The 14,281-nt window shown below is 51.7% G+C and carries 12 protein-coding genes; 5 read left to right on the forward strand and 7 right to left on the reverse strand.

What is annotated here, in order from left to right:
- Positions 1-235 precede the first annotated feature (235 nt).
- Both kup and IAE30_RS04555 read left to right on the forward strand, forming a co-directional pair.
- Entirely contained in the window at positions 236-2,104 is a 1,869-nt protein-coding gene (gene kup, locus IAE30_RS04550; RefSeq protein WP_200677850.1) for a low affinity potassium transporter Kup, read from the forward strand.
- A gap of 279 nt (positions 2,105-2,383) precedes the next feature.
- Entirely contained in the window at positions 2,384-2,689 is a 306-nt protein-coding gene (locus tag IAE30_RS04555) for a DUF1471 domain-containing protein (protein WP_045815559.1), read from the forward strand.
- 26 nt (positions 2,690-2,715) lie between these two features.
- On the opposite strand, the gene IAE30_RS04560 is transcribed toward IAE30_RS04555, so the two are convergent.
- The 7 genes from IAE30_RS04560 to IAE30_RS04590 all read right to left on the reverse strand — a co-directional run bounded on the left by IAE30_RS04560 (position 2,716) and on the right by IAE30_RS04590 (position 9,711).
- Entirely contained in the window at positions 2,716-3,675 is a 960-nt protein-coding gene (locus IAE30_RS04560) for a LysR family transcriptional regulator (protein ID WP_200677848.1), read from the reverse strand.
- 30 nt (positions 3,676-3,705) lie between these two features.
- Positions 3,706-4,620, reverse strand: coding sequence for an alpha/beta fold hydrolase (locus IAE30_RS04565; protein WP_200677846.1), 915 nt, complete (start codon positions 4,618-4,620; stop codon positions 3,706-3,708).
- Positions 4,613-5,242 carry a 3-isopropylmalate dehydratase small subunit gene (gene leuD, locus IAE30_RS04570; RefSeq protein ID WP_045815562.1) on the reverse strand — a complete coding sequence of 210 codons (630 nt, stop codon included), beginning with the start codon at positions 5,240-5,242 and terminating at the stop codon, positions 4,613-4,615. Before leuD ends, IAE30_RS04565 begins: the two co-directional genes overlap by 8 nt.
- A gap of 1 nt (position 5,243) precedes the next feature.
- Entirely contained in the window at positions 5,244-6,665 is a 1,422-nt protein-coding gene (leuC, locus tag IAE30_RS04575) for a 3-isopropylmalate dehydratase large subunit (protein WP_200677844.1), read from the reverse strand.
- Positions 6,666-6,802: 137 nt separating this feature from the next.
- Positions 6,803-8,107, reverse strand: a complete 1,305-nt coding sequence (locus IAE30_RS04580; protein ID WP_200677842.1) for an FAD-binding oxidoreductase — start codon at positions 8,105-8,107, stop codon at positions 6,803-6,805.
- A 16-nt stretch (positions 8,108-8,123) separates the two neighbouring features.
- On the reverse strand, positions 8,124-8,546 hold the full coding sequence (locus IAE30_RS04585) for a RidA family protein (RefSeq protein WP_200538488.1): 423 nt from the start codon (positions 8,544-8,546) through the stop codon (positions 8,124-8,126).
- Positions 8,547-8,571: 25 nt separating this feature from the next.
- Positions 8,572-9,711 (reverse strand): tyramine oxidase subunit B, encoded by a 1,140-nt coding sequence (locus IAE30_RS04590; protein WP_200538487.1) that lies wholly within the window; start codon positions 9,709-9,711, stop codon positions 8,572-8,574.
- A gap of 230 nt (positions 9,712-9,941) precedes the next feature.
- Between IAE30_RS04590 and IAE30_RS04595 the strand changes: the two genes are divergently transcribed.
- From IAE30_RS04595 to mqo, 3 genes are all read left to right on the forward strand, one after another.
- Positions 9,942-10,772 carry a helix-turn-helix domain-containing protein gene (locus IAE30_RS04595; RefSeq protein WP_200538486.1) on the forward strand — a complete coding sequence of 277 codons (831 nt, stop codon included), beginning with the start codon at positions 9,942-9,944 and terminating at the stop codon, positions 10,770-10,772.
- A 149-nt stretch (positions 10,773-10,921) separates the two neighbouring features.
- A complete protein-coding gene (locus IAE30_RS04600) occupies positions 10,922-12,313 on the forward strand; it encodes an APC family permease (RefSeq protein ID WP_200677840.1) in 1,392 nt (463 codons plus the stop codon).
- Between the two features lie 303 nt (positions 12,314-12,616).
- Complete coding sequence (gene mqo / locus IAE30_RS04605; RefSeq protein WP_045815569.1) at positions 12,617-14,263, forward strand: malate dehydrogenase (quinone); 1,647 nt, start codon at positions 12,617-12,619, stop codon at positions 14,261-14,263.
- The last annotated feature ends 18 nt before the right edge of the window (positions 14,264-14,281 follow it).

Consider the following 14,281-nt stretch of genomic DNA (forward strand, 5'->3'; position numbering starts at 1 on the left):
CACCGTTTAACTGTGGTGAATTTATGATCGCCAGTCGTCAGTTTGCTTCTGGTTTATCGACTATTCTGAGATCAAAAAGTAAACCGAGATATAAAAATGGCGTAAAAATTTCACTGCCTGGCGTAAAAATGCAGTGCATAAAATCGCCACCTGCTATTCACCTGGCAGGGAAAAAGGTATGTTCGCCGTCATACACAGCCATCGCTGCTCCACGCTGAAAAGAAACAGGAAATCTATGAGTCAGACCGAGAAACAATCTCTGCCTGCTGGCATGCTGGCCGCCGCAGGGATCGTGTTTGGTGATATCGGTACCAGCCCGCTGTATACCTTGAAAGAGTGTCTTTCAATCTTGCCCGATGGCTCTCTATCCACTATCGCCGTCATGGGCTTCTTATCGCTGATTTTTTGGGCGCTCACACTCATCGTGACATTGAAATACGTCTGTTTCGTCATGCGGGCCGACCACGACGGCGAAGGCGGCATTTTGACGCTGATGTCATTGGCTCGCCGCCATGTCAGCACGAAAATCGGCCATATTATTGTGTTAGCGGGACTCACCGGCGGGGCATTCTTTTACGGTGACGGAATTATCACACCAGCGATATCCGTTTTATCCGCGATTGAAGGGATGGAAGTCGTTTCACCGCACCTGGACAAGTTTGTCGTTCCCCTGGCGGTCGTGATTCTGACGCTGCTGTTTATGATCCAAAAACATGGCACTGAGAAAGTCAGTAAAGTGTTTGGCCCTGTCATGTTTATCTGGTTTGTCTCGATTGGCTTATTAGGGATTCGCGGGATCGCACTCAATCCCACTGTGCTCCACGCTCTCAGCCCTTCCTATGCGCTGACGTTTTTATTGACGCATAAGGCGCTTTCCTTTGCCGCGCTCGGTATGGTGGTGCTGGCAGTGACGGGTGCCGAAGCACTGTATGCTGACATGGGGCACCTCGGTAAAGCGCCCATTCGTATGGCCTGGCTGGTGATAGCGATGCCCGCGTTGGTGCTCAACTATTTTGGACAGGGTGCGCTGGTTATCGCCGACGCTAAAGCCATCAATAACCCTTTCTTTAACCTTGCACCTGGCTGGGGGCAGATCCCGCTCATCGTACTCTCAACGCTCGCCACCGTTATCGCGGCACAGTCTGTGATTTCTGGTGTTTACACCCTGACGCATCAGGCGATTCGCCAGGGCTTCCTCCCCCCGATGCGTATTGTGTTTACCTCACATACCGAATCCGGGCAGATCTATATTCCGGTGGTTAACTGGCTGCTTTTTGTTGCAGTCACCGTGATCGTGCTGGCGTTCCGCCAATCCTCAGCCCTCTCCTCGGCGTACGGTATTGTGGTGACGGGCACCATGGTGATCACCGCTTGTCTGGCTGGCGTGGTGGCGCTGCGTAACTGGAAATGGCCGCTACCGCTGGCATTGGTATTTCTCATCTGTATGTTGACCATTGATATCCCCCTGTTCGCCGCCAACTTGATGAAGTTGTTATCCGGTGGATGGGTGCCGGTGGTCATGGCACTGACCATGATGGGGTTAATGCTGATCTGGAGCACCGAGCGTAATCGGTTAATTAGAAAGTTGAATAACGACCCCGAAAGCCTTCAGGCTCTGGTGAAGTCGCTGGAAACTAATCCGCCGAGTCGCGTGCCGGGAACGGCGATTTTCCTCGCTCGTAAAGAGTTTGAGATCCCACAAGCCCTGCTGCATAACCTCAAACATAACCGCGTGCTGCACAAACGCGTGGTGTTGCTGAATATTCGTACCACCGATACCCCGCGCGTGCACAACCAACAACGCATTACCATTACGCAGTTGTCACCGTCATTCTGGCAAGTTACGGCGGCGTATGGGTGGCGTGAGGTTCCTTCAATGGCTGAAGTGTTGCATTTATGTGGGTTAGAAGGCTTTGGTTGTACCGTCAATGAAGCCTCGTTCTTTACCTCACACGACACACTGGTGATGAAAAAGCGCAAAGGGTTGGCGCGAGTTAAAGGTGGCATCTTCCACTTCTGCCAACGTAATGCGTTACGGGCACATGAGCAATTCAACATTCCACCGAATCGAGTGATCGAGTTAGGTGGACAACGCGAGTTTTAACAAAATGGGGCGCATAGTGCGCCCCAACTGATTAAATAGTCCGCCCTAAATGTAAGCAGATGAAAAAATATCCCCTAAAGTTTATCAGAGTTGTGGCTGAACTTTTCTTAACAACTAATTAGCAATTAAAGCTAAAACGCATAACCTCAAAAGGTGTTTATTAAGCCTACCGGCGCCGATTACCTGCCGTGCGCAACTGCCGGGTTTAATAAATCAATCATGAACAATAAAACGTGTCGCTTCGAAATCGGCTCAGTTGTTATTTTGAGGAGTAAGACCATGAAAGAACTTATTAACGACGTGATTTCTATTTTCACACCGCAAAATGTTAAACCAGTATTAGTCCGTGCTGACCTCACTCATCGCGAACTCTCATCCATTCACCCAGTCGGCTTCACTTCAGTGAGCTGGGCCACGTCGATGGAAGAGTTGACTGACGCGATAGTGAAAAAGACGCTTGCCGCTGGCGCTGTCGGTTATCACATTACGGATGTCGAATCGCATGAGCCGGGCCATGATGGTCAGCATGTGATGGCAGCGACTGCCACGCTGTACCACATTAACAGCAAAGTGGCGTACGGCTGATGTTAACCTACGTATCCAAGCCTAAATTAAGCCTGCCACTCCCGTGACAGGCTTTTTTCTGCGAAGTATTGCACCAAAAAATCAATAAAGACTTTTATGCGCGGCGATTCTGAAGTCCGTTGCGTATACACTGCCCAGATATTCGCTTCCTGATACCACTGCGGTAATACATGCACTAATTCCCCCCGCGCCAGATAGGGTTCGACATCCCATGCAGAGCGCAGAGCAATACCGTGCGACTTCAAGGCCCAATTAAGAATAACCTTGCCACTGTTCGATGAATAATGACTATTCAGACGACACAATATCTTTTGTTCCCCGTCAGTCAGCGGCCAATTGCCAAAGGTACTGTGCTTTTCATTAATGATAAGACAGCTGTGATGAATTAAATCATCCAAAGAATTGAGTGGCACTGATTGGGATAAATAGTCAGGAGATGCGCAGAGAATTCGCCGATTGGCGGCCAGTTTGCGTGCAATATAGGCGTGATTGAGGTCGTCACCAACCTGAATATCCACGTCGGTCCCCGACTGCATTAAATCAATTTCCCGGTCGCTAAGGATCAGCTTGATATTCAATGACGGGTGCTGAGAGATAAAGGCGGAGATGGCGTCAGAGAGATAATCCTGCCCAAAACCCATCGAGCAGCCTACTGTCATATCGCCGGTCAGTTCCCCACGCCACTGCCGGAAATTGCTGAGGAAGGCATCCATTTCCTGAAGCACCTGCTGTGCCCCCTCCAACGCCTTCTCACCTTCGGGTGTCAGGCGCATCACCCGGTTGGTTCTGAAAAACAGTCGGGTATCCAGCTGCTTCTCCAAAATAGCAATGCGTTTACTGATATAGGAAGGAGACTGGCCAAGTTCCACTGCGGCGCGCCCAAAACCGTCGTGGCGCGCCACACTGATGAAAACATAGAGATCTTCGATAGCAGGCCAGCCCTGCAAGGGTTTCTGGACGTTTTTTCCGGCAAGCTCTTGCTTCATGGCATCACACTGTTAACGGGCATCTGAGGGTTATAGCACAGAATCGAGGAAGCCTTGTAGCTGCGCCAAAAACACCTCTGGGATCTCTTCCTGCGGGGAGTGCCCACAAGGCAGTGCGGCACCCTTCACGTCAACGGCTTTATCCTGCCAGGTCGAAACGACATCGTATAATTGACCCACTGTGCCCTTCTCGCCCCAAAGCAACTGCAGTGGGCAAGCAATACGTTTCTCGCTGTCCTGCGCATCATGTTCTAAATCGATGGTCGCAGCAGCGCGATAGTCTTCACACACCGCATGAATCATCTCAGGTTGCTGATAACAGCGCAGATAATCGTTAAACACCGCTTCTGATGTGGCACCCGGTGTTTTCAACTGACCCTCGATATGTTTTCTCAGGAAAAATGCCGGATCCTGGCCGATCATGGTCTCCGGCAGCGGATACGGTTGGATCAAAAAGAACCACCAGAAATAGCGTGTGGCAAAGGCTTTATCCGTTTTCGCATACATTGTCGCTGTGGGTGCAATATCGACAAAAGTACAACAGGTGACCTTTTCAGGATGGTCGAGCGCCAGTCGGTGCCCGACCCGAGCGCCACGATCGTGCCCCACGAAAGCCACATGATCCAGTCCCAACGCATCGATCAGCAGGCTGATGTCATCCGCCATGCTGCGTTTCGCGTAGGTAAGATGTTGCTCATCGCTTGCCGGCTTGTCACTGTCGCCGTATCCGCGCAAATCCGGCAGTATCACCTGGTATTTTTTCGCCAACTGCGGTGCCACTTTACGCCATGCCAGATGGTTCTGTGGATGGCCATGCAACATCAGTAACGGCGAGCCTTCGCCGCCTGTGGCAACACGCAGTGTCACACCATTAGCGAGTTTTACATCCTTTAAAGCAAAACCGTCGATAAACGGTGATGCGCCTCGATCCGTCATTTCACTCATCTTGTTGTCCTTTTACCCGCTGCAACCACGGACGTTGGGCAAAATGCTGTTTTTCGAACTGCGCAATGTCAGGCTCGTACTGCAATGTCCAGTCAACCGCACTGCCTCCACCCAACAACATCTCGCGTTTTAACGCGCTGACCTCAAAGTGCAGTGTTTGATTATTAAAGCAGAGGGTCTGATGTTCCAGCGATATCGTGATTTCATTATGTGCGGCATCGAGAGTCGCTTCGCTCAGTTGTTGATACGCTTCTTCACTTAATGTCAGAGTCAGCACACCATTACGTTGGCAGTTGTCGTCGAAGATACCCGCAAAGCTCGTGCCAATAAGGGCACGAATCCCCAGCTGATTCAGTCCCCACACCGCGTGTTCACGGCTGGAGCCACAGCCAAAGTTGGCGCCTACCAGTAGAAATGCAGCCTGCTCCCAACCGGGTTGATTCAGGATGAAATCAGGATTTGGTGAGCCGTCAGCCAGGAAGCGCAGATCGAAGAATACCCCCCGATCAAGCCCCTGGCGGTCAATGCCCTTGAGGAATTGCTTGGGCATGATGACATCTGTGTCGATGTTGGCGGCGGGTAAAGGTGCGATTTTGCCGGTGATACTGTGAAATGCTTCCATTTTAACCCTCTACTGTCATCAAACTACGAACATCGACCAGATGGCCGGCTAACGCAGCAGCGGCCACCATCGCTGGGCTCATCAAATGCGTGCGAGCACCCGCCCCTTGTCGGCCGGGAAAGTTGCGATTGGTGCCAGAAGCACAGCGGTCGCCGGGTGCCAGGACATCTTCATTCATTGCAAGGCACATTGAGCACCCTGACTGCCGCCACTCAAATCCGGCATCGATGAAGATGCGGGCTAACCCTTCAGCTTCCGCTTGCTGACGGACTTGAGTCGAACCCGGCACAATGATTCCGCGCACGTGGCGGGCAATTTTACGTTCACCAATCACCGCAGCGGCAGCACGGAGATCTTCAATTCGGCCATTGGTACAGGAGCCAATAAACGCATGGGTAATGGCGATACTTTCCAGCGGCGTGCCGGGCTCCAGGCCCATATATTTCAACGCCGTTTTCAGCGCCTGCTGTTTGATTAAATCTTTTTCCAGTGCGGGATCCGGTACTCGCCCGCTGATTGCACTGGTTTGGTCCGGGCTAATGCCCCAGGTGACTTTCGGTTCGAGATTGCTGCAATCCAGGGTCAACGCGCGGTCAAATTTCGCCTCTTCATCGCTACGCAGCGTAAGCCACTCACTTTTTGCTTGCTGCCAAAGATCGCCAGTCGGCATTTGTGGTTTGCCTTCAATATAGGCAAACACCTTTTCATCCGGCGCGATAATCGCTCCGCGTGCGCCTGCTTCAACGGCCATATTACACAGGGTCATGCGACCTTCCATGCTCAGTGCATCAATGGTTGCTCCGCAGAATTCGATGGCATACCCGGTCGCACCTGAGGCACCAATACGTTCAATCAGCGCCAGAATGATGTCCTTGGCGGAACAACCATAAGGCAACTCGCCTTCGACCTTCACTTGCAGGGTTTTTAATCGGCGATAAATCAGGGTTTGTGTCGCCAGCAAGTGTTCAATTTCGGACGTCCCGATACCGAAACCCAGTGCGCCAAATGCACCGTAGGTGGTGGTGTGGCTGTCACCGGCAGCAATCACCATGCCGGGCATCACCAATCCTTGTTCATGTGCGACCACATGTTCAATTCCCTGGCGTGGGTCCATCACATCAAACAGTTCGATACCAAAATGGGCGGCGTTCTGACGGAAATAGTCGACTTGCAACTGTCCACCGGCATCAGTCATGGCTTCATCACGTTCCGGTCTGGTCGGATTCACATGATCCACGTTGAGCAAGATGGTGGCGGGATGGCGAACAGGGCGTTGATGTTCACGCAGGCCACTGAATGCCTGCGGGCTGGTGTATTCATTCAAGATAGACCGATCAATATAGAGCAACACATGCCCTTCATCGTCTAACTTACGTACGACATGCTGATCGATCAGTTTTTCATACAGTGTTTTGTTAGCCATGCGATTGCCCACATAAAGTATTAACAAGTCATTAGAGACTCTAGGGTAATACAGGTGTGGGTGAGTTAATGAACACGATATGTGATGCAATGATTTATGAAATGTAACCTACGGGCGACTAACCAGTCGCCCCTGAGTTAATGGGAAGAAATCAGACGCTCAAAGCGATAAGGCGTGGGATCGATGAGCGGTGGATGCCCAGTCACCAAATCCGCCGCTAACTGCCCTGCAGCCGGTGATGTCCCAAAACCGTGGCCTGAAAAACCGGTGGCCAGCGTCAATCCTGGCATTGACGCCACAGGGCCAATCACCGGGTTGGAATCTGGCGTCACATCAATGACGCCCGCCCATGACTCAGCCATGACGGCTTGCTTAAACATCGGCCAGGCGGCATTGAGATTACGCATCGCTTCCCCGTTCAATGCCGGATTAGCTAGCGGATCCAGTGTACGGACTTTCTCAAAAGGTGTGCGTCGATCGTTGCGCCAGCGACGTGCCATCGCCAGATCCTTGAGGAAATATTTGCCCAGTGAAATTCGCAAGTTGTCGCGGGCATGGCGTAATTGAGGCATATAGCGCGTCCCAATTAATAAATGGTCAAGCGTCAAGGGGGCATCCAGCGCACCGCGTTGCGTGATGATGAAACCGCCATCCTGATGCTGACGGAATGAAAAATCTGGCGCACCCACCGCGATGTTGGCGGGTCCTTGCAGCGGTTTGGTACGCATGACCGAGCAAATCAGTGGCAAGGCTGGCAAATTAATGCCGAGATTGCCGAGGAAGCGACGTGACCAGGCACCGGCAGCGAGTAACACCTGATCGCAACGAATCTCACCACGCTCCGTTACCACACCACTGACCTTGCCGTTGCTGGTGGCTAAACCACGCACAGCACAGTGCTCAATGATAATCGCGCCCTTTGCCATGGCCGCTTTAGCAATGGCGCTGGCTGCGAGCGTGGGTTCTGCACGTCCATCAGAGGCGGTAAAAATACCGCCCGCCCATTTTTCCGCGCCACCGGGCACGCGCATCGCAATCTCGCTATTGCTAAGCAGTCGGGTGTCCAGTCCAGCGGCGTTCACGCCCTTTAGCCAGTTTTCATGCATTGCCATCTGCTTTTCATTGCGAGCAATAAACATGATGCCGGCCTGACGGTAACCCACATCGCTTCCCACACGCGTGGCCATCTGCGCCCATAAACGGTCAGCGGCCTGGGCCAGAGGGATATCCTCCAGCGCACGGCTGGTTTTACGGATCCAGCCCAGATTGCGTGATGACTGCTCACCCGCGATACGCCCTTTTTCCAGCACCACCACCGGAATGTTGCGCTCCGCAAGTGTCAGCGCGGCCGTTAACCCTACAATGCCACCGCCAATGATCACCACAGTGCTGGTATCCGGCATCATTGGCGAGGTGACCACGGGCGTAATAACTGGTGCCATAGCGTATCTCCCGCCCTTACAGGGCCACGGTAATTTCCTGAACCTCGGCTTTACCTGCGCCGCGGTATGCTGTGACTTCCAGTTCGACTTTGTAGACGGTCGAGCCCAGCGGAGGACAGGTCACGGTTGACGCCGGGTTAATACCACGGAACTTCTCGCCAATGATCGCCATCACGGTGGGAACATCATCCGGGTTCTGAATAAAGACGCGCGAACACACCACATCCTGCAGTGAAGCATCAATTGCCGCTAAGGCCGCTTCGATGTTGGTAAATACCTGTAAGGTCTGTTCACGCAAATCAGCGGGAATTTCTTTGGTTAGCGGGTTGCGTCCTGCGGTATTGGAGACATAAATCCAATTATCGACTGCCACAATACGTGAGTAACTGGCTTGCTCTTCAAACCTGGAACCGGTTTTAACTTTGATGATATGCGTCATAATGTTTTCTCTTTCAATTGGTTGGTTAGCTTAAAACGGGTGTTTCCCACAGGTTAAGTTTGACGCCGATGCCTTTTTCCAGCGCGTTGCGATATAGCACCGTGCCCCATGCAACGTCTTCAACCGGCATACCCCCGACTGACATGATGATGATCTCTTGATCGTTTTGACGTCCGGGCGCATCACCGGCGACGATCTTGCCGATGTCTTCCAACTGCTCAGCTTGCAGCTGTCCCTCGGCCACCATATCCATGAAGCGCACTCCGATAATCGGAATGGTGCGATGGGCAGGTTTCGGCACCTCTTCAAACCAGGCGTGATATAGGCCCGTGTTATCCAGCACCTTGCGGACGTCCGGCTGCTCCATGCCATCGTCAATGTTGCACAATGCAGGCATCGCCAAAAACGCTCCCGCCTTGACCCACTCACGTTTCACTAATGGATAAGTGTTCGGATCACCGACTTCACCAGAGCTGCAATAAGTGACAATGTCACTACCGCGAACCACTTCCTCTAACGTATTAACAATCTCGACGTGCTTGATTTGTGGATAGGTTTCTTGCACCCAGGTCAGGAAGTTATCGAGGCTCCGCTGCCCACGTCCTTTGACTTTAATAGTGTCGATATGCGGACAGACGGCGATAAAAGCGGCTACGGCGGTCTTGCCCATCACACCCGGTCCTAGCAGACCAATTACCCGCGAATCTTTACGTGCCAGATGGCGTGCCCCCACGCCAGGCACAGCACCGGTGCGATATGCGGACAACAGGTTGGCGGACATGTGCGCCAGAGGGGCGCCAGTATCAGCATCATTCAGGGTGAACATCAGAATCGAGCGTGGCAGACCTTTTTCACGGTTAGCGATGTTGGAGCCATACCACTTCACACCTGCGGTACAGAAATTGCCGCCCAAATACGCGGGCATCGCCATCATGCGGCGGTCAGCAGTGGGTTTTGGCATGGTTGGAAACGGTGAGTTTTCCGGGAAAGTTACCATTGCACCATGCGAGTCATTATTCGCGCCCGCCATACGATAGTCGCCGTGATACAGCAGCCCAAACATCTCTTCCATGGTGTCCACACAGGCGGACATATCGGTCACGCCTGCACGAATCATGTCTTGCTCCGACAGGTAAATAAAATCGATCCGGGTTGAATCACTCATAGGTCGCCTCTTCAATCAGTCTTTTGGTCGATGTCCCGCTGTCGCGAAAATTGCCATATATAGCGATGTCACAGGCTTACATCGTCGTATTAACGGGGTTTTTCGCTGTGTGAAATAGAAATAACGCGTCAGATGTCCGGCTGTATTGAATATTTGCGACATGGCGAAACGCAGGCGTGGCACAACGCTTGCATTACTCAGGCTCTATCTAGCCCGTTGCGGAGCACGCCATGACACAATTCCCTTTGTATCGCCACAGTGGTTTCCAGCCCGAGCAACCTTGGTTTGTGCTCAATGCCGCACGACACTATTCGGTGATCGCATCGGATAACCCGGCGATTTCACATTTCTACAGTTTTGAAGTGGCGCAGAATGCCTGCATGACGTTGGCGATACCGGATGGTTGCGTGGATATCGTATTTGATTGCGATGCACAGCGTCCTGCTGCTCGTGTCTGTGGCACCACGCTGGAAGCGCGCGGTGCAGATATGCAACATAATCATCACTATTTTGGTGTGCGCTTCGCGCCAGGCATCATTCCTGATTTCCTGGATGTGATGGCAGAAGAGATTCCCGATCGCGAGTTCAATTTCCTTGATGTGGTACCGGATGCACGGCTGGCCTTTGAGCAGATCGTTCAGACACGCGATTTTTCGCGGCAGATTGCTTTATTCAACGCCTTTTTCACACCACGGTTGGTGCGCAAAGCATCAGCCGTAACATCATTGATTATCCAGACGATGCGTCAGCAGAAAGGCAATATTCGCATTGACCAACTGGAAGCATTGACCGGTTACACCTGCCGCACTATTCAGCGTCAGTTTCGCCAGGATACGGGGATGTCTCCCAAGGCTTTCAGTCGCATTTTGCGTTGCCAGTCGGCGCTGGGCAGCATTCACTTGCAGCAGGAAGTGTCCTTTAGCGATCTGGCCTTTGATCTTGGATTTAGCGATCAGTCGCACTTCCTGCGCGAATTTAAAAAGTTTATCAGCACCACGCCCTGTGATTATCAGCGGCGTATTTCGCATGATGCTTATTTCCATCGCTTGCGTTTCCACTGAGCACTAAAAGAGTGCAGCGTTGCACTGTGACGCTGTCCGATTTTTTCTATCCGCCAGATACTCAGCTGAGAAATGATGCCGCTATGTTACCTGCCTCAGGCGGCAAAGATTGCCTGAGAACTTTCTCTTAGCGGTTGAGGGCTTTGGCGATGAATACGGATTCCGGCTTACGCAAAAATACGTTGGGTTTGTTTTCTCTGGTCTTTTTTGTCGTCGCGGCAGCCTCGCCGCTGACAGGCGTGGTGGGCGGTTTGCCGGTAGCGATTATTTCCGGCAATGGCGGTGGCATTCCGGTGTTTTATATCCTCTCGTGCATTATTTTGATGTTATTTGCCGTGGGCTTTATTGCCATGAGCCGTCATGTGAATAATGCGGGCGCCTTTTATACCTATATCTCTAAAGGAATGGGCGAAAACTGGGGCGCCTCCGCGTCAGTTTTAGCGTTGATGGCGTATATCTCCATCCAGATTGCCATCGTGGCGATGCTGGGATTTTTCACACAGCTGTTTATTGAAGAGCACTTCTCTGCCCATATTCCCTGGTGGGCATTGAGCATGCTATTTGTGCTGGTGTGTTGGGTATTGAGCATTAAACGAGTCGAAGTCGGTGGAAAATTACTCGGCATATTAATGCTGGCGGAAGTGGCCATTGTGTTACTCACCGACGTGATGCTGCTGATCAAAAAAGTCGGTCCATACAGCTTCCAATCGTTTGAGCCGTCGGTGTTTATGCAGGGCAACCTCGGCATCGCCTTTATTTTCACCATCGCAGCGTTCATCGGTTTTGAATCCACCGCCATTTATGCTGAAGAGTGCCGTGACCCACATAAAACTGTGCCGCGTGCCACGATATGTGCCTTGTTACTGATCACGGCATTTTTCTGTTTCACCAGTTGGTCACTGGTGCAGGCATACGGTTTTGAACAAATTGTCGCAATTGCCAGCAAAGATCCCGGTAATTTCGTGTTTAACATTACACAGCAATATGTTGGAGAGTGGGCCGTAGAAACCATGTCGGTACTGCTTATCACCAGCTTATTTGCGGCAGCGCTAGCGTTTCATAACAATATTTCACGTTATTTGTTCAGTATTAGCCGCGATGGTTTGATCTGGAAAGAGTTATGTAAAACTCATCCCACCAACGGCACGCCGCACAACGCCAGCCACGTTCACAGCGTGATCATGCTGATGCTACTGGCAGGTATGGGCAGCGCGGGTCTGGACCCGATGGTGCACATCTTTGCCATTGGTTCTGCCGTCGCCACACTGTGTATTCTCATTTTACAACTCGGCGTCTCCGCTGCCGTGGTGCTGTTCTTTCGTCGGATAGACCATGATGAAAAACAATTCACTGTGTTTTGGGCACCGTTGCTATCAATGGTGTGCATGAGCGTGACGATTATTTTGGTCGTCAACAATCTGCAATCCTTAAGCGGTAGTGATTCCAGCGTGGTGAAGATGATTCCGTGGTTCATTGCTGGCTGCGCAGTGCTGGGATACGGGATGTCGCTAAAACGCGGGGTTAAAGTTCGCGCGCAGTAGTTGGCGTGGTGCGCAGAAATGCGCACCTTCTTTGGAAATCATTATTTAACCCACTGTCATCGTGTTTTATTTGACCTAAGTCGAGATGCTCGTTATAAAGAATAACCGCGCAGTAGCAACGGATATATCCCCCTACCTTTCGCATTGATTGCTTAAATTCCCACCTCAATGGTTTTATGTAAGTTAAGTAATTAACACCAATACTTTATTAACTAAAAACAAGTTAATCTTTTCGTAACAATATTTTAATTTGCAAACCGAAAATTTAACGTTCACCTGCAAAGTACAAAGATCAGGATCAGAATGACTCACTCTAAAAAAATCGTGTCTGCCCTTTCACTGGCAGCGCTGCTTGTTTCTTCAGTGGTCCACGCTGAAAACGCACCAGAAAAAACCGATGTCCTGTTGATTGGCGGCGGCGTCATGAGCGCCTCACTGGGAACCTGGCTACAGGAACTGCAACCAGGCTGGAAGCAGCTGATGGTTGAGCGTCTGGATGGCGTAGCGCTGGAATCCTCTAACGGCTGGAACAACGCAGGCACGGGCCACTCGGCTAACATGGAGCTGAACTACACGCCAGAGCGTGCAGACGGTTCAATTGACGTGAGCAAGGCGCTGGAAATCAACGAAGCCTTCATGATTTCCCGCCAGTTCTGGACCTCTCAGGTTCAGCGTGGTGTGATGCATGATCCGCGTTCATTTATCAACTCTACGCCGCATATGAGCTTTGTTTGGGGCGATCAAAACGTTGAGTATCTGACCAAACGTTACGATGCACTGCAAAAAACCACCCTGTTCCAGGGCATGAAGTTCTCAACCGATCACAAGCAGATTGAGCAGTGGGCTCCGCTGGTGATGGAAGGTCGCGATCCTAATCAGAAAGTGGCGGCCACCTGGACGCCAGTGGGTACTGACGTTAACTACGGTGAAATCACCCGCCAGTTGATTGGCAGCCTGAAGAAAGATCAGAATTTCAAATTAGAAACCTCTTCAGAAGTCACTGATTTCAAACGCAACAGCGATAACTCATGGCACGTCACTATCAAAGATGTGAAGAGCGGCGAGAACCGTTCGGTTGACGCGAAATACGTGTTTATCGGTGCAGGCGGCGCAGCCATCAAACTGCTGCAGAAAACCGGTATTCCTGAAGCGGATAACTACGGCGGCTTCCCGGTAGGGGGTTCGTTCCTGATGACCGAGAATCCAGAAGTGACCAGCCGTCACCTGGAAAAAGTGTACGGCCAGGCTTCAGTCGGTGCGCCACCGATGTCTGTTCCACACATCGATGCCCGTAACCTGGACGGTAAACGCGTGGTGCTGTTCGGACCTTTCGCGACCTTCTCTACCAAGTATCTGAAAAACGGCTCATTGTTCGATCTGTTAAGCGCCACAACCACCAGCAATATCATGCCGATGACTCACGTTGGTATTGATAACTTTGACCTGGTGAAATACCTGATTGGCCAGGTAATGCTGAACGACGACGATCGTTTTGCCGCGCTGAAAGAGTACTATCCGAACGCACGCAAAGAAGACTGGAAACTGATCCAGGCGGGTCAACGCGTACAGATCATCAAGAAGGATGCGGATAAAGGCGGCGTGCTGAAGCTGGGTACCGAAATCGTGACCGATCAGCAGAAAACCGTTGCTGCCCTGTTGGGTGCATCACCTGGTGCTTCAACTGCTGCGCCAATCACCCTGGACGTGATGAAGAAGTTGTTCCCGGAGCAGTTCGCTTCTCCTGAATGGCAAGAGAAGATCCGCGGTATCATTCCAAGCTTCGGTCAGAAACTGAACGGCAATACCGCACTGACTCAGCAGGTCTGGGACAACACCGCAGCCACGTTGCAGTTGACCAAACCACCGGTCATCAACATGGGTGACCAGTCAGTTGCCCCTACGCAGGCTAAGCCGCGCGCAGAATCCGCTAAGCAGGATATGGCGCTGTAATTTTCCCTCGCACTAATG

Origin of the sequence: Pantoea sp. S61 (assembly GCF_016625145.1) — a bacterium.
Classification (GTDB): Bacteria; Pseudomonadota; Gammaproteobacteria; order Enterobacterales; family Enterobacteriaceae; genus Pantoea; species Pantoea rwandensis_B.